The organism is Roseovarius sp. W115 (assembly GCF_032842945.2).
Lineage (GTDB): Bacteria > Pseudomonadota > Alphaproteobacteria > Rhodobacterales > Rhodobacteraceae > Roseovarius > Roseovarius rhodophyticola.
The window spans coordinates 3,223,853-3,243,384 of sequence record NZ_CP146606.1 but is presented as its reverse complement, the minus strand read 5'-3'; the positions used below and the strand labels follow the sequence as shown (position 1 = coordinate 3,243,384).

20 protein-coding genes and 2 pseudogenes are annotated in these 19,532 nt (G+C 58.9%); 13 read left to right on the top strand and 9 right to left on the bottom strand.

Features of this window, described 5'->3' with window-relative positions; translation table 11 throughout:
* The 5 genes and pseudogenes from RZS32_RS16475 to lpxB all read left to right on the top strand — a co-directional run bounded on the left by RZS32_RS16475 (window position 1) and on the right by lpxB (window position 4,047).
* A complete protein-coding gene (locus RZS32_RS16475) occupies window positions 1–603 on the top strand; it encodes an OmpH family outer membrane protein (RefSeq protein WP_317054648.1) in 603 nt (200 codons plus the stop codon).
* A gap of 97 nt (window positions 604–700) precedes the next feature.
* The gene (gene fabZ, locus RZS32_RS16470) at window positions 701–1,165 is read left to right on the top strand and encodes a 3-hydroxyacyl-ACP dehydratase FabZ (protein WP_317054647.1); all 465 of its coding nucleotides are present in this window, start codon (window positions 701–703) and stop codon (window positions 1,163–1,165) included.
* A 5-nt stretch (window positions 1,166–1,170) separates the two neighbouring features.
* Window positions 1,171–1,974, top strand: a complete 804-nt coding sequence (gene lpxA, locus RZS32_RS16465; protein ID WP_317054646.1) for an acyl-ACP--UDP-N-acetylglucosamine O-acyltransferase — start codon at window positions 1,171–1,173, stop codon at window positions 1,972–1,974.
* Between the two features lie 6 nt (window positions 1,975–1,980).
* Window positions 1,981–2,904 (top strand): LpxI family protein, encoded by a 924-nt coding sequence (locus tag RZS32_RS16460; protein WP_317054645.1) that lies wholly within the window; start codon window positions 1,981–1,983, stop codon window positions 2,902–2,904.
* Window positions 2,901–4,047 (top strand): annotated as a pseudogene (lpxB, locus tag RZS32_RS16455) (lipid-A-disaccharide synthase). The gene RZS32_RS16460 and the pseudogene lpxB overlap by 4 nt, the downstream one beginning before the upstream one ends.
* Before the next feature lie 347 nt (window positions 4,048–4,394).
* Here the strand turns inward: lpxB and RZS32_RS16450 are convergent.
* Together RZS32_RS16450 and mnmA are read right to left on the bottom strand one after the other, a co-directional pair.
* Window positions 4,395–5,414: an ornithine cyclodeaminase family protein gene (locus RZS32_RS16450; protein WP_317054644.1), complete on the bottom strand. Its 1,020-nt coding sequence runs from the start codon at window positions 5,412–5,414 to the stop codon at window positions 4,395–4,397.
* 38 nt (window positions 5,415–5,452) lie between these two features.
* Window positions 5,453–6,589 carry a tRNA 2-thiouridine(34) synthase MnmA gene (gene mnmA, locus RZS32_RS16445; protein ID WP_317054643.1) on the bottom strand — a complete coding sequence of 379 codons (1,137 nt, stop codon included), beginning with the start codon at window positions 6,587–6,589 and terminating at the stop codon, window positions 5,453–5,455.
* Between the two features lie 181 nt (window positions 6,590–6,770).
* On the opposite strand from mnmA, the gene RZS32_RS16440 reads away from it, so the two are divergent.
* From RZS32_RS16440 to RZS32_RS16420, 5 genes are all read left to right on the top strand, one after another.
* Window positions 6,771–7,052 (top strand): DUF1153 domain-containing protein, encoded by a 282-nt coding sequence (locus tag RZS32_RS16440; protein ID WP_317054642.1) that lies wholly within the window; start codon window positions 6,771–6,773, stop codon window positions 7,050–7,052.
* 88 nt (window positions 7,053–7,140) lie between these two features.
* Entirely contained in the window at window positions 7,141–7,857 is a 717-nt protein-coding gene (gene ctrA / locus RZS32_RS16435; RefSeq protein WP_317054641.1) for a response regulator transcription factor CtrA, read from the top strand.
* Window positions 7,858–7,958: 101 nt separating this feature from the next.
* Window positions 7,959–10,085, top strand: a complete 2,127-nt coding sequence (ligA, locus tag RZS32_RS16430) for an NAD-dependent DNA ligase LigA (RefSeq protein ID WP_317054640.1) — start codon at window positions 7,959–7,961, stop codon at window positions 10,083–10,085.
* On the top strand, window positions 10,082–12,172 hold the full coding sequence (gene recG, locus RZS32_RS16425; RefSeq protein WP_317054639.1) for an ATP-dependent DNA helicase RecG: 2,091 nt from the start codon (window positions 10,082–10,084) through the stop codon (window positions 12,170–12,172). Before ligA ends, recG begins: the two co-directional genes overlap by 4 nt.
* A 169-nt stretch (window positions 12,173–12,341) precedes the next feature.
* Complete coding sequence (locus RZS32_RS16420) at window positions 12,342–12,464, top strand: hypothetical protein (protein WP_317054638.1); 123 nt, start codon at window positions 12,342–12,344, stop codon at window positions 12,462–12,464.
* A 208-nt stretch (window positions 12,465–12,672) separates the two neighbouring features.
* On the opposite strand, the gene RZS32_RS16415 is transcribed toward RZS32_RS16420, so the two are convergent.
* Window positions 12,673–13,125: an iron-sulfur cluster assembly scaffold protein gene (locus RZS32_RS16415; RefSeq protein WP_317054637.1), complete on the bottom strand. Its 453-nt coding sequence runs from the start codon at window positions 13,123–13,125 to the stop codon at window positions 12,673–12,675.
* 67 nt (window positions 13,126–13,192) lie between these two features.
* Between RZS32_RS16415 and hisI the strand changes: the two genes are divergently transcribed.
* Complete coding sequence (gene hisI, locus RZS32_RS16410; RefSeq protein ID WP_317054636.1) at window positions 13,193–13,555, top strand: phosphoribosyl-AMP cyclohydrolase; 363 nt, start codon at window positions 13,193–13,195, stop codon at window positions 13,553–13,555.
* A gap of 44 nt (window positions 13,556–13,599) precedes the next feature.
* Here hisI and gluQRS read toward each other — a convergent pair whose 3' ends face one another.
* The 5 genes and pseudogenes from gluQRS to RZS32_RS16385 form a co-directional block, all read right to left on the bottom strand.
* Window positions 13,600–14,451 (bottom strand): tRNA glutamyl-Q(34) synthetase GluQRS, encoded by an 852-nt coding sequence (gluQRS, locus tag RZS32_RS16405; RefSeq protein WP_422395971.1) that lies wholly within the window; start codon window positions 14,449–14,451, stop codon window positions 13,600–13,602.
* On the bottom strand, window positions 14,451–14,642 hold the full coding sequence (locus RZS32_RS16400) for a hypothetical protein (protein WP_317054634.1): 192 nt from the start codon (window positions 14,640–14,642) through the stop codon (window positions 14,451–14,453). Before RZS32_RS16400 ends, gluQRS begins: the two co-directional genes overlap by 1 nt.
* Entirely contained in the window at window positions 14,642–15,061 is a 420-nt protein-coding gene (locus tag RZS32_RS16395; RefSeq protein ID WP_317054633.1) for a class I SAM-dependent DNA methyltransferase, read from the bottom strand. The genes RZS32_RS16400 and RZS32_RS16395 overlap by 1 nt, the downstream gene beginning before the upstream one ends.
* 12 nt (window positions 15,062–15,073) lie before the next feature.
* Window positions 15,074–16,447: pseudogene (gene trmFO / locus RZS32_RS16390) on the bottom strand (methylenetetrahydrofolate--tRNA-(uracil(54)-C(5))-methyltransferase (FADH(2)-oxidizing) TrmFO); the annotation flags it as partial.
* 30 nt (window positions 16,448–16,477) lie between these two features.
* Window positions 16,478–17,365: an enoyl-CoA hydratase gene (locus tag RZS32_RS16385; protein ID WP_317057812.1), complete on the bottom strand. Its 888-nt coding sequence runs from the start codon at window positions 17,363–17,365 to the stop codon at window positions 16,478–16,480.
* On the opposite strand from RZS32_RS16385, the gene RZS32_RS16380 reads away from it, so the two are divergent.
* Window positions 17,321–17,740 (top strand): PaaI family thioesterase, encoded by a 420-nt coding sequence (locus RZS32_RS16380; protein ID WP_317054631.1) that lies wholly within the window; start codon window positions 17,321–17,323, stop codon window positions 17,738–17,740. The two genes, RZS32_RS16385 and RZS32_RS16380, sit on opposite strands and share 45 nt — an antisense overlap.
* Here RZS32_RS16380 and RZS32_RS16375 read toward each other — a convergent pair.
* Window positions 17,678–18,028 (bottom strand): DUF1127 domain-containing protein, encoded by a 351-nt coding sequence (locus RZS32_RS16375; protein WP_339106716.1) that lies wholly within the window; start codon window positions 18,026–18,028, stop codon window positions 17,678–17,680. The two genes, RZS32_RS16380 and RZS32_RS16375, sit on opposite strands and share 63 nt — an antisense overlap.
* Before the next feature lie 173 nt (window positions 18,029–18,201).
* Here RZS32_RS16375 and RZS32_RS16370 point away from each other — a divergent pair, with 173 nt between their 5' ends.
* On the top strand, window positions 18,202–19,521 hold the full coding sequence (locus tag RZS32_RS16370; protein WP_317054629.1) for a PLP-dependent aminotransferase family protein: 1,320 nt from the start codon (window positions 18,202–18,204) through the stop codon (window positions 19,519–19,521).
* Window positions 19,522–19,532: the final 11 nt, after the last annotated feature.

Genomic DNA, 19,532 nt, shown 5'->3' with positions numbered 1-19,532 from the left:
ATGCAAAAGATCAAGACCATCCTGTCCGCCGCCGTGATCGCGGGGGGCAGTTTGGTTTTTGGAGCTGTTGCAGTTTCGGCGCAGGATGTAGGTGTTGTGCAAAGCCAAGTTCTGGTTGTTGATCCAGAGCGACTTTTCAATCAGACGCGGCTGGGCCAGAGCTATCTCACAGAAATTCAAGAAGAGCGCGATGCGCTTATTGCACGTAACCGTCAAATTGAAACACAGCTCGAGGCCGAGGAAAAATCGCTAACCGAAAAACGCGAAGACTCCACGCCGGAAGAATTTCGCGAAATGGCGGATGATTTTGACGCGCGTGTGCAGGAGATACGCCGCGACAGCGAACGGCGTGTGCGCGATCTTGAACGAAATCGCGAAAGAGCTCCGGTAGAGTTTATGCGTCAGGTCGAACCTGTTCTGGTTGATATAATGCGCGCCGCCGGTGGCGTGGTGGTTGTTGATGCGCGCAATGTGCTCTTGCGTGCCGAAGTGATCGACATCACCGATGTTGCGATTGTCCGTATTGATGCGCTCCTGGCTCCGGACGCAATCGAGCCAGGACCAAAGGAACAGGACGAGCCCTCCTCAGGCGACACAGATTGACGCCCCGTGCTTGCTCCGGCGTGGGCGAGTTGATAAGTCGACGTGACCCGATGATAGTCGGCGACAGAAGGACGGCACGCGCGGGAAAGGACCCACCATGACAGACACGCTGCAAACGGCAGATATCGAACGGATCAAGCGGCTCATCCCGCATCGCTATCCGTTTCTTCTGGTGGATAAGGTCGTGGATATAGACGGCTATCAAACCGCCCGCGGCATCAAGAATGTGACCATGAACGAGCCACATTTTCAGGGGCATTTTCCGGCCAGACCAATCATGCCAGGCGTCACGATCGTCGAGGCTATGGCGCAGACAGCCGCGGTGATGGTCGGCGCTGCACTTGGCATGGAAGATCGCAATCTGCTGGTCTACTTCATGTCGATTGAGGCCTGTAAATTCCGTCGCATGGTGGTGCCCGGTGATGTGCTTGAGATGAAGCTTGAAACCGTGCGTGGCAAGCCCGGCGGCAAGGTTTGGAAGTTTCGCGGTGTGGCGCAGGTGGGCGATGAGATGGCGGCCGAGGCAGAATTTGCGGCGATGATGGACTTGCCGAAGGAGTGAGCGCAATGAGCCGAGCTTCGGAGACAAAAATTCATCCCAGTGCGGTGATTGAAGAGGGCGCGCAGATTGGCCAGGGCGTCGAGATCGGGCCGTTTTGCCATATTGGTGCAAACGCAAGTCTGGCTGACGGCGTTCAATTGAAAAGCCATGTTGTGGTGTCGGGCAAGACACGCGTTGGCGAAGAGACAGTGGTTTTCCCTTTCGCTTGCATCGGGGAAATCCCGCAGGATTTGAAATTCAAGGGCGAAGAAACCGAGCTTGAAATCGGTGCGCGCAACCGCATCCGCGAACATGTCACGATGAACACCGGCACCCAAGGCGGTGGGGGTGTAACGCGCGTTGGCGATGATGGCCTCTTCATGGCGGGCTGCCACGTGGCGCATGATGCGCAGGTCGGGGACCGGGTAATCATTGTGAACAACGCCGCTTTGGCGGGACATTGTGTGATCGAGGACGACGTGATCATCGGAGGGCTGTCGGGCGTGCACCAATGGGTGCGCATCGGGCAAGGCGCTATCATTGGCGCTGTCACAATGGTGACCAATGATGTGATCCCCTACGGCCTTGTCCAAGCCCCGCGCGGTCATCTCGATGGCTTGAACCTTGTGGGCCTCAAGCGGCGCGGCGTGGCGCGCTCGGACATCACCGCCCTTCGGGCGGCCATTCAGATGCTGGCCCAAGGGGAAGGTACCTTTCAGGACCGCGCGCGGCGTTTGGGCGAAGAAACCGAGAGCGACTATGTCCGTCAGATTGTTGACTTCGTGACAGCGGCAAGCGACCGGTCCTTCCTGACCCCTGGCGCGAGCTAAGCCGCCGTGACCCTTGCGCTCATAGCCGGGCAGGGCGGGTTGCCGCCCTTTTTGACCAAGGCGATGCTGGAGCGAGGCGAGGTTCCGGTGATTTGCGAAGTAGAGCAGTTTCCCTCCGAAGTAAAAGGAGAGCTTCCGCGCATCGGATTCCGGCTTGAGACGCTGGGCACGTTCCTTCAGATCCTGAAAGAAACCGGTGTGACGAAGATCTGCATGGCCGGCGCGATGCAACGTCCACCGATTGATCCGTCACTGATCGACGCGGCCACCATGCCGCTGGTCCCCCGTGTTCAGGCGGCACTGACCAAAGGGGATGACGGCACCTTGCGGGTCTTTATAGACCTTTTTGAAGAGGCCGGGTTTGACGTCATCGGTGCAGCTGAGATCGCGCCCGAGGTGCTGCCGAAACCCGGTGTTTTGGTTGGCAGCTTGCCACGTGACCTCGTGCCTGACCTGGCCGCGGCGGAAGCCGCTCTGGCAGAAATGGGTGCTGCGGATGAGGGACAGGCCGTTGTGGTCAAGGCAGGCCACGTGATCGCGCGCGAAGATCAGCGCGGCACGGACGCGATGTTGAATGATCTTGCTCCAGACTATGATCCCCCATGGTTGGCGGAGGATCCCTTTGACCTTGCCGCGGATGTTCTGGACAGCGTGGCCGATTGGCTGAGCGGGCCGGAGGCCGAGAAACCGCGCGTTAGCCCAAATGCCGAAGGCGGACTGCTCTTCAAAGCGCCGAAGCCGGGGCAGGAGTTGCGCGTGGACATGCCGCTTATCGGGTTGAAAACCGCAATGGGAGCAGCAGAATTGGGCCTGCGCGGTATCGTGATTGAGGCCGGTGGCGTGATGCTTCTGAACCCCGATGGCGTCAGGCAGGTGCTTGAGGGGCACGGCATGTTCCTCTGGGTGCGCCCAGCCGGAGCCATGCCGTGAAGGTTTTTTTCATCGCGGGTGAGGCGTCTGGTGACAAGCTGGGCGCGGCGCTTATGGCGGGGTTAAAGACGCTCACTGAGGTCGAGTTTTCAGGCGTGGGCGGCCCCATGATGCAGGCCGAGGGCATGACCTCGCTTTTCCCGATGGAAGAGCTGAGCGTGATGGGGCTGGTTGAGGTCCTGCCAAAGTATTTTCACCTCAAACGCCGAATACGCGAAACCGCCGAAGCGGCGTTGACGGCAGAACCCGATGTCATCATCTCGATTGACAGCCCAGATTTCTGCCTGCGCGTGGCCAAAATCGTTAAGGAAAACAGCGGCATTCGCACCGTGCATTACGTGGCCCCCTCGGTCTGGGCCTGGCGTCCGGGACGGGCAGAAAAGATGGCCAAAGTCATTGACCACGTGCTCGCGCTCTTGCCCTTTGAGCCGCCTTACATGGAGGCGACGGGCATGGCCTGTGACTTTGTCGGGCACCCTGTGGTGAATGAGCCACGCGCCAGTGACGCCGAGATTGCCGCCTTTCGCACAGAGCATGGATTGATCGACATGCCGGTGCTGCTGGTTCTGCCCGGATCGCGGGGGGCGAGGTCAACCGGCTGGGGCCGATTTTCGGTGCCGCGCTACAGCAGATCGTCAGGAAGAAACCCGATCTGCGGCTTGTGGTGCCCACGACAGCGGCGCGTGAGGCACAGGTGATGCGCCTTGTCGCGGACTGGCCGGGCAGGCCTGTTGTTGTCGCGCCGGAGGGAGATGTAGAGTCGGACGCACAGCGCAAACGCGCAGCCTTTGCAGCAGCAGATTTTGCATTGGCGGCTTCTGGCACGGTCTCTTTGGAATTGGCGGCAGCGCGCACGCCTATGGTCATCGCTTATGACGTCAACCGCGTCAGCCGTGAGATCATCAAGCGTATGCTGAAGATTGACACACTGACACTGGTGAACCTGGTCTCGGAGACCCGTGCCGTGCCGGAGTTTAACGGCGAGTTCTGCAAACCGGACCTGATTGCCAAAGGTGTATTGGAGATGATGGATGCCCCGGACGCGCAACTGGACGCTATGGTCGTGACGATGGAACGGCTTGGGGAGGGGGCGAGGCCCCAGGGCTGAGAGCAGCCAAGGCGGTTCTGGCGCGGATGGAGTGACGTCTGCAATATATGTGGCCGGGATAGGCGCTCAGGGTGTCTGCTCTGTGGACGAAGCTGCCGTTCCGGAATCTCCGCGATGAGCCGCGCGATCGCCAGACCGCGGGATGGCGACCTACAGGTTTTCCATGCGGTTTATGTCAACCTAATCCGCAAATCCTTTGACTGACGAGCTTACGTTGACCAATCGCCAGCCCGGGGGCGGTCTGGCGATCGCGCGGCGGCGCTGCGCGCCTTGATTCCGCGCGAGGGGAGTCATTGTGGGCTCAGAGCCGCCTTCCGCGGTCGTAAAATCCATCTTACCAAGTAACCTTGATCTTCCTCGTGAACTCAAAACCAACGACGCCTCAGTAAAACCGCAACCTCTGTCCCAAACCGCGCTCCTTGGCCCGCGTTAACATCGCGTGCCCCAAAGCAATGTCGGACAGCGACAGACCCCGGTGCCAGAAAAGGATTGTCTCGTCTGCGCTTTCCCGCCCCGGTTTCACGCCCGCAACAATCTGACCCAGCTCCGCATGCAGCGTCTCAGCCGTCAGTTTGCCCTGATCCACATGGTCCCGCAGCGCGCCAAAGACCCCATGCGCTTGTCCCCAGTCATCCATCACGACCTTGTCCATGATGTCCGTCAGGTTTAGTTCAACCGTCGACATGGTGCCGTAAGGGACAACCAAAGAGCCCGGTTTAATCCAGTTGGTCTTAAAGAGCGGCGTAGGCTCGGTCAGCCTTGATGCTTCGACCATGATGTCCGCGCCCTCAAGACAGCTTTGCCAGTCCTCGGTCACGATGATCTCACGCCCCAGATCGCGGCGCAGGGTCTCGGCAAAGCTCTCGCGGCTTTCAGGGCGGCGGGAATGAATGCGCACCTCTTCAAAATCGAAGAAGTGGCACAACAGCCGCACATTCCAGTAGGCTGTGCCTCGTGCACCAATATGCCCCAGAACCTTGGGCTTCTCAGGACCGAGATATTTGGCACCAAGGGCTGTCATCGCCCCAGTGCGCATCTCGGTGATCCCGGTGGCATCAATCAGCGCCTTGGGCGCGCCCATGCGCGGATCAAACAGTGTCAGCAGCCCATATTCCGAGGGCCGTCCGTCGCGGTAGTTGTCAACGAAATCGCCGACGACCTTTGTGCCCGCACTGTCAATCTCGCCACCGATCCAGCCGCGCAGCACATTGAAATGCCCCTCAACACCGGCGCGGGGCCGGATATGTGTGCGTGGCTCTATTTCGGTCTCACCCAGCCCCTGCATGCGCAGCGCGTCTTCGACAGCGCGCAGGACGTCGTCATCGGTGAAACCAAGTTTCTCGATATCGAAGCGGTTGAGATAGTCGATGTAAACGGGTGGTGTGTCGGCAGGTGTGGTCATGTGAGGCAGCTAACCAGCCCGCCGATGGGAAAACAAGCCTAGCCCTTCCAGATCCACCCGCCACCCAGAATACGTGTGCCACCGGTCTCGTAGAACACGCAAGCTTGCCCCGGAGAAACACCTTCTTCGGGGTTCAGCAACTCGATCTGGGCCGTGGTGGCGGACAAAGGCCGGATCACGGCTTCGCGCGGCGGGCGGGTCGAGCGGACTTTGACCGAAACATGCCACTCGGGCTGGGCATCGAACGCAGTATCGCCCAGCCAGTTGATCTCGCGCACGGGCACTTGCCGCGTGGCGAGCATCTCTTTTGGCCCGACAATCACCTGTTTGGCGTCCACATCGAGCTTCACCACATAAAGCGGCTCACTCAGCCCGCCGATACCAAGGCCACGGCGTTGGCCGATTGTATAGTGGATGACACCTTCATGCGTGCCTAAAACCCGTCCATCGGCATGCACAATCTCTCCGGGATCGGCCGCGCCAGGGCGCAGTTTCTCAATCACCGACGCATAATCACCATTTGGCACAAAGCAGATGTCCTGACTGTCAGGCTTATCCGCAACTGGCAGGCCGTATTTGACGGCCAGGGCGCGGGTTTCGGCCTTGCTGGGCAGGTGGCCCAAGGGGAAGCGCAGAAACTCAAGCTGTTGCGGTGTTGTGGAGAACAGGAAATACGACTGGTCCCGTGCGGCATCTGCCGCGCAGTGAAGCTCTGGTCCGTGTTCTCCCAGCTTACGCTGAATATAGTGACCAGTGGCCATGCAATCGGCTTCAAGATCCTTGGCGGTTTCAAGCAAGTCCTTGAACTTCACCCGCTCGTTGCAGCGGATACAGGGCACGGGCGTCGCTCCGGCAAGATAGCTGTCGGCAAACTCGTCGATCACTGCGTCCTTGAAGATATTCTCATAGTCCAGCACGTAATGCGGAAAGTCCATTTCTTCGGACACGCGGCGCGCGTCGTGAATGTCGATGCCCGCACAACAGGCCCCTTTCTTGGCCAATGCCGCGCCATGATCATAAAGCTGCAGCGTCACACCTACGACGTCATAGCCTTCCTCAGCCAGTTGTGCCGCCACAACCGAGCTGTCCACGCCGCCGGACATGGCCACGACAACACGTGTCTGGCTGGGCGGCTTGGCAAAGCCAAGCGAATTGAGCGCTGGATCAAGCGGCATGAAGCATCTCCGGAAACCTGAACGGCTTATATAAGAGATTTTGTGGTGAAGTTAACCCTGTGGTTCGTGGCGAAGACGCTTCGCGATTTACGAAAATCTGAAGCACTCTTTCGTGCGACTTTCAGTCGGCGTTAAGCTGCATTCAGCATGATGTGCCCCGGAACTTCATGGGGTGAAAATCATGTATTTAAAGAAAACAGAAGGGCCGCGAACTGTGACCCTGCCAAGCGGCGATGTTTTAACACATGCCGATTTGCCGCCTGCGGATACGGTGAGGTGGGTTGCATCTCGGAAACTTAAAGTTGTGCATGCTGTTGCACACGGCCTAATTGCAGAGGCCGAGGCGCTGACCAGGTATGCGTTGAGTGAAGAAGAGCTTAATGAATGGAAAAAGGCAATTTGTGATGATGATTTCGAAAACTTGAAAGTCACTAGACAAAAGAGCAAAAACAACCTAAGGTAGTGTACAGTATTTGTTCTATTCGGGTAACCGCCAGTTAACCAATTTTAGCCAAGCTGCCACCAGCAAATTCTATAATGGAGACTGAAACATGCGCGTTCTTCTGGTTGAAGACGATCCGAATACCTCCAAGAGCATCGAGCTGATGCTGACACACGCCAATCTCAATGTGTACACAACCGATCTTGGTGAAGAAGGCATCGATCTGGCCAAGTTATATGATTACGATTTGATTCTTCTTGATCTCGGATTGCCGGATATGAACGGGCATGATGTGCTGCGTCAGCTACGGCTGGCGCGTGTCGACACACCGATCCTGATTCTTTCGGGGGCAGATGACACCGAGAACAAGATTAAGGGCTTTGGGTTCGGGGCCGATGATTATCTGACCAAGCCGTTTCACCGCGAAGAACTTGTTGCGCGCATTCACGCCATCATTCGCCGCTCAAAGGGCCACTCACAATCTATCATCAAAACCGGCAAGGTCAGCGTGAATCTTGATGCCAAAACAGTTGAGGCTGATGGCAAGACTGTGCATCTGACGGGCAAGGAGTATCAGATGCTTGAGCTTCTGAGCCTGCGCAAGGGCACGACGCTGACCAAGGAAATGTTCCTCAATCATCTTTACGGCGGCATGGATGAGCCGGAGTTGAAGATCATCGACGTGTTCATCTGCAAGCTTCGCAAAAAGCTGGCCGAGGCCACGGATGGTGAAAACTACATCGAAACGGTCTGGGGGCGCGGCTATGTCCTACGCGATCCTGAGCCGAAAGAGGCCGGTCAGCCGCGGGTCGCCATCGGCGCCTGAAGCACGGCGCAGGGCGCGGCGGACTGGACGTCCGGCGCATCGCGTCATAACACTCTGAGCAATGGGCCGGGCCTCCGGCCTTTTGTCATTCGGAGGGGCGCATGACGCAAGATGGTGCGATGGATCAACTGAGCGAGGCGGAGGCCCGCGCAGAACTGGCGCGTCTCGCTGATGAAATCGCCAAAGCCAACGCGGCTTACCACCAAAACGATGCACCGGACATCACCGATGCCGCCTATGACGCGCTAAAAGCGCGCAACCTTGAGATCGAAGAGCGCTTTCCTCACCTCAAACGCGCCGACAGCCCGAGCGAACAAGTCGGCGCGGCCCCGGCCGAAGGATTTGCCAAGGTCACCCATGCGGTGCGGATGCTCAGCCTCTCAAACGCCTTTGATGCCGAAGATATCGCTGATTTCGATGATCGTATCCGGCGCTATCTGGGGCTTGGCGCGGACGCGCCACTTGCCTACACCGCCGAGCCAAAAATCGACGGGCTGAGCCTGTCGCTGCGCTATGAGGAAGGGCGGCTGGTACAGGCGGCGACGCGCGGGGATGGTGCTGTGGGCGAAAACGTTACTGCCAATGCTCGCACAACCGCGGATATCCCCGAGGAGATCACCGGCGCGCCTGATATTCTTGAGGTACGCGGCGAGGTTTACATGAGCCATGCCGATTTCGAGGCGCTCAATGCGCGGCAGGCAGAAGCGGGGAGCAAGACCTTCGCCAATCCGCGCAACGCTGCGGCTGGATCCCTGCGGCAGTTGGATTCCAACATCACCAAAACCCGGCCTCTACGGTTCTTTGCCTATGCCTGGGGCGAGATTTCCGCGCCGCTGGCCGACACGCAAATGCGTGCGATTGAGCGGTTGGGTCAGCTCGGCTTTACCACCAACCCGCTAACGCAGCTCTGCGATGGCACATCTGATATGCTCGCGCATTACGCCACCATCGAACAACAGCGCGCCAGCCTCGGCTATGATATTGACGGTGTGGTCTACAAGGTGAACGACCTTGACCTACAGCGCCGCCTTGGCTTTCGGTCCACCACGCCCCGCTGGGCCACGGCGCATAAATTTCCCGCCGAACTGGCCTGGACCCGGCTTGAGGCCATCGACATTCAGGTGGGCCGCACCGGCGCACTCAGCCCGGTGGCGCGATTACAGCCCGTGACGGTGGGCGGCGTCGTGGTCAGCAATGCGACGCTTCACAATGAGGATTACATCGCTGGCCTCGACAGCAAAGGGCAGACCATTCGCGACGGTAAGGACATCCGCGTGGGCGACTGGGTACAGGTTTATCGCGCAGGTGACGTGATCCCGAAAGTGGCCGATGTGGACCTGTCTAAACGCCCCAAGGATGCCGCGCCCTACGAGTTTCCAAAGCTTTGCCCTGAATGCGGCTCTGACGCGGTCCGGGAAGAAGGCGACGCGGTGCGCCGCTGTACCGGCGGGCTCATTTGCCCCGCGCAAGCGGTGGAAAAGCTCAAGCATTTCGTCTCTCGTGCGGCGTTTGACATTGAGGGGCTGGGCGCCAAGCAGGTCGAGATGTTCTATCGCGATGATCAGCTGGCCATAAGGGAGCCCGCCGATATCTTCACACTCGCAGACCGCAACACGGCCAACCTGTCAAACCTGGCCAATCGCGAAGGCTGGGGCGCTAAGAGTACCGAGAACTTGTTTGAGGCCATTGAAGACAAACGCACCATTCCCTTCGGTCGTCTGCTTTTTGCGCTCGGCATCCGGCATGTGGGGGAACAGGCGAGCAACCTGATTGCGCGCACCTATGGCGATTGGGCAGATTTCACCGCCGCGATGGACGCCGCCGCGGGTCAGGACGGCCCGGAATGGGAGCGTCTTTTGGGCATTGATGGCGTCGGAGAGGTTATGGCGCGCAGTCTGGTGACCGCTTTTGCGCAAGGTGAAGAACGTGCCAGCATCGATCGTTTGACCGCGCATCTCAGGGTCGAGGAAGCGACAGCTCCGAGCGCCGAGGATAGCCCTGTGGCAGGGAAAACGGTTGTTTTCACTGGCACGCTAGAAAAAATGACCCGCGCCGAGGCCAAGGCGCGCGCCGAGGCTCTGGGTGCCAAAGTGTCTGGTTCTGTTAGCGCCAAGACGGATTTGGTGGTCGCAGGACCGGGGGCAGGCAGCAAGGCCAAAAAGGCCGAAAGTCTGGGTATTGAAATGATCGACGAAGATGGCTGGCTCGATCTGATCGGAGAGGCATGAGCACACGGCCCGAAATCCTGTTCCCGCTTTTTGCGGAACTCGAAACGCTGGACGGCGTCGGACCGAAAATTGCAAAGACGCTGGACGCGATGGATGTGCATGTGCCGCGCGATCTCTTGCTGAACCTTCCGCATTCGGGGCTCAACCGACGCAAACGCGATAGCGTGCAGGGCGCAGAATTGCCTGGCGTGGTCACTGTCGAAGTCACCGTCGGTCGTCATCAAGCCCCAAGCCGCAAGGGCGGGCCATACCGCGTGCATGTGGAAGATGCGCAAGTGGCGTTCCAACTGGTCTTCTTCAATGCGCGCCCTGATTACCTGACCCGCATTCTCCCCACCGGCGCGCGTCGCGTTGTGTCGGGGCGGGCCGAGCTGTTTGATGGGATGGCACAAATCGTGCATCCGGATCATATTCTGCCGCTGGAAGAGGCAGGGGAAATACCTGACTATGAGCCGGTGTACCACCTGACCGCAGGGATCACGCTCAAGACGATGACAAAAGCCACTCGGTCGGCTTTGACACGCACCCCGGAACTGCCGGAATGGATCGACGCGGCGCAAAAGGCGCGTGAAGGTTGGCCCGATTGGCACACCGCGATTGAGACAGCACACCATCCCACGACGGGTGCCGACCTATCGCCTGCGCATCCGGCCCGTGTGCGCCTGGCCTATGATGAGTTCATGGCACACCAGCTGACCCTGGCCCTGGCACGGGCCAAGATGCGGCGTGGCAAAGGGCGTGTGACCCAGGGCTCCGGCGTGTTGCAGGCCAAGGTGCGGGCGGCGTTGCCCTATACGCCCACAGGCGCACAGAGCCGCGCCATTGCGGATATCGCGGCGGACATGGCGGCAGCCCAGCGGATGAACCGGCTGTTGCAGGGCGATGTGGGCGCGGGCAAAACGCTTGTGGCGCTGATGGCGCTTCTCACGGCGGTGGAAGGTGGCGGGCAGGGGGTGATGATGGCCCCGACAGAGATCCTCGCACGTCAGCATCTGGCCGGGTTGCAACCCCTGGCCGAAGCGGCAGGCGTGGTGCTGGAGATCCTGACAGGCCGCGACAAGGGCGCGGAACGGCGCGCCAAGCTGGAGGCGCTGAAGCGTGGCGACATCCAGATCCTCGTGGGCACCCATGCGGTGTTTCAGAAAGATGTTGAATTTGCCGATCTGCGGCTGGCCATTGTTGATGAACAACACCGCTTTGGCGTGCGTCAAAGGCTGGAGCTTGGGCGCAAAGGCGCAGCGGCGGATGTGCTGGTGATGACCGCTACGCCGATCCCGCGCAGTCTGGCGCTGGCGCAATATGGCGACATGGATGTCAGTGTGCTGGATGAAAAACCGCCCGGGCGCAAACCCGTGACCACCGCGCTCAGCAGCATGGCGCGCATGGACGAGGTGGTGGATCATTTGCGCAAAGCCATTGCCGAGGGCCGGCAGGCCTATTGGGTGTGTCCGCTGGTTGAGGAGAGCGAAACGCTTGATCTGTCGAGTGCCGAGGAACGGTTCAAATCCCTGCGCGCGGCTTTGGGTGAAAGAAAGGTCGGATTGGTGCATGGGCAAATGCCCAATGACGACAAGGACGCCGCCATGGCCGCGTTTCAAAACGGCGCGACAAGCGTTCTGGTGTCCACAACGGTGATCGAAGTGGGCGTAGATGTGCCCAATGCGTCCATCATGGTGATTGAGCGCGCCGAGAGCTTTGGTCTGGCGCAGTTGCACCAATTGCGGGGCAGGGTGGGGCGTGGCGCGGCGCAATCGACCTGCCTGTTGATGTACCAACCACCACTGAGCGAAAGCGGTCAGAAGCGGCTGGAGACGATGCGCGAGACCGAGGACGGGTTTCGTATCTCTGAAGTGGATCTTGAGATGCGCGGTGTCGGCGAACTGATTGGCACGGCACAATCCGGGCTGCCACGGTTTCGCGTGGCGGATATGGAAACACAAACGGCTCTGATGGATGTGGCGCAATCTGATGCGCGCAAGTTGCTGGCCGATGATGAAGCATTGGAAAGCCCGCGAGGCAAGGCTGCGCGCACGCTTCTGTGGCTGATGGGGCAGGATGAGGCGATCCGGTTGATTGGCGTGGGTTAAAGACCAGCTCGGTCCATAACGATGTTCCAAAAAGTTCTATTCATTAACAATTGGTTAATAGATTTATTCTCGCTAAGTTCACAAATGTTCTTAAAAAGTTCTTTACAACACCACCTCAAAATGAGAACAAATAAGCAACAAAAAGAACAAAACATCGAGAGTGACCGCCATGCTGAACCAGATCAAACTCGCTGCCAAAGAGTCTCGCGAAACCCTGTTGGGGGATTTCATCGGCGCTGCCGCGCTGATGGTCACACTGGTGGGTGGTCTCTATCTGCCTGGTCTATTGTAAACCGTATCTGCCTGCGACCGTCCCGTGCCCGTCAAACGCCCGCGTCTCCTGTCCCCTTATCGACGCCTGCGTGATACTGCCTCGTTGCTCAGAGTTGCTTGCCTCTTCCACTGAGCCCGCACCGGACACCCGCATTCCTTCCGCCGCCGCTATTACAGCGCGCGGCGGTTTTTTTATGCGGAGGAAATTTTTTTGAAAAAATTTGCGCTTAACTGCAAGCGGAGGCGCGTGCGTCTTGCATGGCCTCAACCGTCGCTTCCAAAGTCAACAGGATCGAAGCATGGCGGTTCTTGTAGTCCCGCGCAGGACGCAGAACCTCTAGCCCGTCGAAGGGGGCCGGTGGCGTGGGACCATCCGATTTCAGCATGGTTTTGAGCGCATCACGCGCCTCGATGACCTGATCCAGCGTGCAGCCAACGATCGCGCCACCCACAACACTTGCTGCGGCCTGACCCAAAGCGCAGGCTTTGACCTCGGCGGCATAGTCTTTGATCATGTTGCCATCTGTCGTCAGATCAACTGTCACGGTGGAGCCGCAAAGCGGCGCCCGGCGTTTGACCGTTGCATCTGGCGCATCAAGCCGTCCGTGATGCGGAATATCCGCCGCCAGCTCAAGAATGCGCGCTGAATAAAGTTTGATCAGGTCGGTTTCGCCGCTCATGGCTTTCCCTTTTGTGTTTCACCCCATAGATAAGGCCATCACACCGGCTTGCAAAAGGTTTTTCGCCATGGAGTTTGATCCCGCGACACTTCGTTACAATGATCAGGGTCTGGTCCCGGCCATCGCGCAGGATGCGGAAACCGGCGATGTGCTCATGATGGCCTGGATGAATGCCGAGGCTGTCGCGAAAACGCTCGCCACAGGCCGGGTCACCTATTGGAGTCGCTCACGGCAGGCGTTTTGGATCAAGGGCGAAACCTCGGGTCACGTACAGGCGCTGGTGGAGTTCCGCGTGGATTGTGACCGCGATTGTGTGTTGTTGCGGATCAACCAAACCGGGGCGGCGTGCCACACCTACAGGCGCAGTTGTTTCTACACATCTGTGCAGGATGGTGTGGAAGTGGAGATCATGGCGCCTTTGAAAGCGTAGCGCCGCCTCCGGCGGGAGTATTTGGCGAAAAGTGAACGAGCGGATCAGAGCCCAACCATGGCTCTGATGTCAGACGGTGTTTTGCCTGCGTCCCGATAGGTGGCAAGGCTTCGGGCGTCGTCGCGTTTGGCCAGGCGTTTGCCTGTGTCGTCCCGGATCAGGCGGTGGTGGTGGTAAATCGGTGTGGGTAAGCCCAACAGGCGTTGCAGCAGGACATGGATTTGCGTGGCGGCAAAGAGATCCTGACCTCGGATCACATGGGTGATGTCCTGGTCGGAGTCGTCGATGACAATGGACAAATGATAAGATGCGCCCATGCCGGGGCGGGCAAGGGCAACATCGCCAACAAGATGCGGCATACCTTCTGGCGTGATATTGCCTGACTCACCGCCTGGACCCGCGCCAGTTTCATCGAAAGTTAAGGGCGCGCTTAGTCTGGCCAGTGCCTGCGACATGTCGAGACGCAGGGCTGTGTCTGGCATGGGGCCGTTTGGAGGCGTGTGCGGGCGGCACGTGCCGGGGTAGACGATGCCGTCAGGCCCGTGCAGAGGCGCGCCTTCCTGTGGGGCGGAGGAGGCGGCGCGAATGTCAGCGCGACTGCAGGTGCAAGGATAGAGAAGCCCCTGATCCCAGAGCGTTTCCAGGGCTTCTCGATACCGGGGCACACGGCTGGACTGTCGCCATGCCGGCTCTGGCCAGGACAGGCCAAGCCAGTTTAAGTCTTCGAAAATCAATGCCTCCCATTCGGTGCGCGCGCGGCTTTGGTCAATGTCATCGATGCGCAGATGAAAGGCGCCTCCCTCTGCCGTCGCCATGTCATGCGCCAAAAGCGCTGAATACGCGTGCCCCAGATGCAGTGGTCCAGTTGGCGATGGCGCAAAGCGAGTGCGAAATATCACGCTTTTTCAATAATATATATGGTGGAATTCACGTTGCGCTTAGGCAGATGCGGGCCATAAGCGCTATGCACAAGACGCGCCCTACCGCCATCAACCCAATCCTCCAGCCGCGCGGTGTAGGACGCATCCGCCATGGCATGATCGTTGAAGCTAAAGCTCATGATCCCACCCGGATTGAGCGCGTTCATCAATAGATCAAAGGTTTCCGGGGGGCCGCACCGGTGCCGATCACCCCAATCGCGGCGATCGTGGCATAACTGCCTTGCGAAATCGGATTGGGATCTGCGACATCAATTTCTGTGAGTGTGCGGTAAACACCCTTGGGTTTGGCCAGAACCAGCATTTCGGGGTTGGGATCCATCCCGTCGATCACCTTGAACCCAGCAAGCTTCAGAGCGAGGCCCGACAGGCCCGTTCCACATCCGAAATCAAGGATGGGGGCAGAGGTGTCAACATGCTGGGCCAGTGCCTCGGCAAGGCGGCCCGGCGTGGCGTAGCCGTTTTCGCCAACTTCGGCATCGTAGCTCGCCGCCCAATCCTTATAGAGCGCTTGCGTGTCTTCGGGGCTGTCGAGGTGATATGCCTCGTCGAGAAATTGCTTTGCCATGGGCGTAGAAAATCACACCGGCGCAGGTGCGTCCAGTTTCGATTTCGTGAGCCAGTCCGTCCAGGCCTGCTTGGCGCGGTCCGTGTAGGCCTTGTAGCGATCACGGCGACCGCGACGCCCGGCTTTGAGGCCGTCCACAGGGCGGAATAGGCCAAAATTGACGTTCATAGGCTGGAAGGTCTTGGCCTCTGCGCCGCCGGTAATGTGGTGAATGAGCGCGCCCATGGCGCTGTCTTGCGGGATGTCGGGCAAGGGATGCCCGCGCATTTCTACCGCCGCCAAACGCCCAGCCAAAAGGCCCATGGCAGCTGACTCCACATAGCCTTCGACTCCCGTTATTTGTCCCGCAAAGCGGATATTGGGGCGGGAGCGCAGACGCATCTGGTTGTCCAAAAGCGTCGGAGCATTCAAGAATGTATTGCGGTGGATGCCACCAAGGCGGGCGAAGGATGCATTCTCAAGTCCCGGAATCATTTTGAAAACATCAGTTTGCGCGCCATACTTCATCTTGGTTTGAAAGCCCACGATGTTATAGAGCGTGCCAAGCGCGTTGTCGCGCCTGAGCTGCACGACGGCATGCGGTTTCTCATCGGGCGCGTGCGGATTTGTCAGGCCCACAGGCTTCATCGGGCCATGCCGCAGGGTTTCACGCCCGCGCTCGGCCATCACCTCAATGGGCAGACAGCCGTCGAAATAGGTTGCGGTTTCGCCCTCGTGAAACTCGGTTTTGTCTGCTGCCAGAAGCGCATCTATGAAGGCTTCGTACTGGTCACGATCCATCGGGCAGTTGAGATAGGCGGTGCGCTCTTCCTCGGTCTCGCCCTTGTCATAACGTGATTGCATCCAGGCGCGGGACATGTCGATGCTGTCAAAATAGACAATTGGCGCGATGGCGTCGAAAAAGGCGAGGCGGTCTGTGCCTGTTTCGGCGGCGATGGCGGCACCAAGTTTTTCAGATGTGAGCGGCCCGGTGGCGAAAATCCAATGTCCGTCCTCGGGCAGGGTGGTGATCTCGCTGTTCTCGATGCGAATCTTGGGGTGCGCGCGCAGGCGGGCGGTGACAGATTGGGCAAATGCCTCCCGGTCGACCGCAAGGGCACCCCCGGCGGGCAGGCGATGGCGGTCGGCCATGTCCATAATGAGCCCGTTTGCCGCGCGCATTTCCCAATGCAGAAGGCCCACGGCGTTTTGCTCGTCATCATCAGAGCGGAATGAGTTGGAGCACACCATTTCGGCCAGATCGCCGGTCTGGTGGGCAAAGGTTTCGACCTCTGGGCGCATCTCGTGGAGGATCACCTGCACGCCCATATTGGCCGCTTGCCAGGCGGCCTCGGATCCGGCCATGCCGCCGCCAACAATATGTAGAGTTTTGTCCATGGGTTTGGACCTAGGCTGTCCGCCTTGGTTTGAAAAGGTCTATTGGGTCCATTCGGGCGGGCGTTTTTCGATAAAGGCAGCGATGCCTTCCTCGGTGTCGCGCCAAAGCATGTTTTCGACCATCACATCGCGGGTGTAGTCATAGGCGTCATCCAGACCCATTTCGAGCTGGCGATAGAACGCTTCTTTACCAATCTTAACGGCTGATCCGAGTTTCGCGGCGATGGTCTCTGCCAACTCTTGTGTGGCGGCGTTAAGATCTTGCTCGGGGACAGCCTTATTGATCAGGCCCATCGCTGTGGCACGCTCGGTGTTGATGAATTGGCCTGTGGTCAGCATCTCAAACGCCTGTTTGCGGGGAATGTTACGGGATAAAGCCACCATCGGGGTGGAACAGAAAAGGCCGATATTGACGCCATTAACGCCAAAGCGAGTGCCTTCAGCGGCAATGGCCAGATCACAGGCAGCGACAAGCTGGCACCCGGCGGCTGTGGCAATACCGTGGGGTTGGGCGATTACGGGCTGAGGCAAGTCACGAATGGCGCGCATCACGTTGGCGCAGCGGTTGAAAAGGTCGGCAAAATAGGCTTTTCCGCCATCCTCGGCTTGTCGTCCCTGAGTCATTTCCTTGAGGTCATGACCTGCGCAGAATGCCTTGCCCGCGCCCCCAATGATGACCGCACGAATGCTGCGGTCTTCTGAGATGCGCTCCAACTCTTCATGCAGCGCAGCCAACATGGCGTCAGACAGCGCATTGAGCGCCTCGGGCCGGTTCATCGTCAGTCGCGCTACCGCGCTTTGATCTTCGCGAATGAGGATTGTCATCTTGTGTCTCCGCTGCGTCTGTGATTCTTCTACTGCGAGACGGGCAGGGAGGAAAGCATGGCGCTCAAAATGACCATCGAGGAGATGACCACCTTTCTTGATGAGGTCTTTCCTCAGGTTAAGGGAGATTTCACCGTCGAGGCGCTGGAAGAGATGGGGGTGACCATGCGCCTTAACGTGTCTGAACGCCATCTGCGCCCTGGCGGGACCGTTTCGGGGCCTTCCATGTTCGGCCTGGCTGATGTCGCTGTGTATGTGGCTGTGCTTGGCATGATCGGACCAGAGGCACTCACCGTGACGACAAATTGCTCAATCGATTTCATGCGCAAGCCGGTGGCGAATGCTGACCTGATTGCCAAATGCAAACTGCTGAAACTCGGGCGCGCCCTGGCGGTTGGTGATGTTCTTCTTTTCTCAGAAGGCAGTGATAAACCCGTGGCGCGCGCCAGCCTGACTTACTCCATCCCGCCAAAATAAAAAAAAGGGCCGGAGAAACTCCGGCCCAGGTGGAAGAGGGGCCTGTCGGGGACGATCAGGGCCTCCAGAACCACTTGCTGTATTCTTGCTCGGCCTGACGGGGGAGAGGCCGATATCATTGAGCATATGATCGTCGAGTTGCGACAGATCACGGCGTGACTTGCGTCTCTGGCTCCACAGCAGGACGCACCACGCCACCTGCACCGCGATGCGCGACACCACTGGCAGAGAACTATGGGCACGCAGGTGCTCTAGCGCTGCGCGGTCGGATCGAGTGAGGGCTGTCATGGTCCTTGCCCTTTCGCTTGGGGGAATTGTATTGATACAATTCCCAGATTGTGATGTGTATTAGGTAAGAGATCTCGCCTGTAATCTGCGAGGAAAACATTGTGACTGATACAATATGGATGCCAGATCTCGGAACGAAAGGCGAATCAAAGTATATTGTATTGATACAATCAATGCGTGATGCCATACGGTCCGGTACGCTGGAAACCGGCACACGACTACCACCAGTGCGGGACCTGGCATGGAAACTAGGCATCACACCCGGCACGGTGGCCCGCGCCTACAAGATGGCGGCCGAAGAGGGGCTGGTGGAAACCACTGTGGGCCGGGGCACCTTTGTCACTGGAAACTTGGTTACCGAACTGCCGGATGATCCCCTGCTCAACTTGACGACGCCGGATTACCTCGATTTCCGCGCCGTGCGTGTCCCGGACATCGGCCAGGACACATACATTCGCCAAGTCATGATGGAACTGGGCCGTGGTGGGGCGCATCGCTATCTCGACTATCCCACGGTACAGACCGACTATGCCGCACGTGCCGCTGTGGCGCAGTGGATTGGCGTGGACCGGGCAGGGCGCTTTGGCGCGGATGAGGTGGTCCTGGGTCTGGGCGCGCAGAATTCCGTGATGATGGCGCTTCAAACCATTTTGCATGGCGCCACTCCGGTCATTGTGACCGAGTCGCTCGCCTATCCCGGCGTCCGCCATGCAGCACGACTTCTCAGGGCACAATTGATCGGGGTTGAGATGGATGAACACGGGCTACGCCCGGACCGGCTGGAAGAGGTGCTGCGCCGTCATGGCGGGCAGGTGCTTTTGACTGCGCCCGAAGCCCATAGCCCGACAACGACGCATACCCCGTTAGAGCGCAAACAGCAGATCGCAAATCTGGCGCGGAAGTATCAGCTTCAGATCATCGAGGATGATTGTCATTGCGTAACCCGCAGTGAAACCCCGGCCTACCGCGCGCTCTGTCCGGAGCGGGCCTGGTTTGTCTCATCGCTGAGCAAATCCGTGTCAGCCTCGCTTCGGTTTGGCTATGCTGTCGCGCCACGTGGGCTCTCGGCGCAAGCGCGGCAGGTGGCGCAGTCATCTTTCTATGGCATATCTCAACCCATTCTCGATATCGCCGCCGTTCTCATCCGCTCCGGACAGGCCGAGACATTCCGGTCTCAGGTCGAAGACATCATCTGTGATCGGGTCCGAGTGGCGGTGAATGTGCTCGGGCAATGGGATATTGCCTGGCGCAAGACACTGCCGTTTTTATGGCTGAAACTGCCGCAAGGCTGGCGCGGCTCGACCTTTGCCCGTGCCTGTGAGGCGGAAGGCATCCGGGTCAAGCCCGCTGATGAATTCGCCCTGCCAGATGGTCAGGCCCCCAATGCCGTGCGCATCAGCCTTGATCCCAATAGCGATGCGACAGAGTTTGAAGGCGCTTTGAAGAGAATGTCCTGTCTGCTGGAAGCCCCACCGCTGAATGTGGATTTGTGAGCCGAAATAAT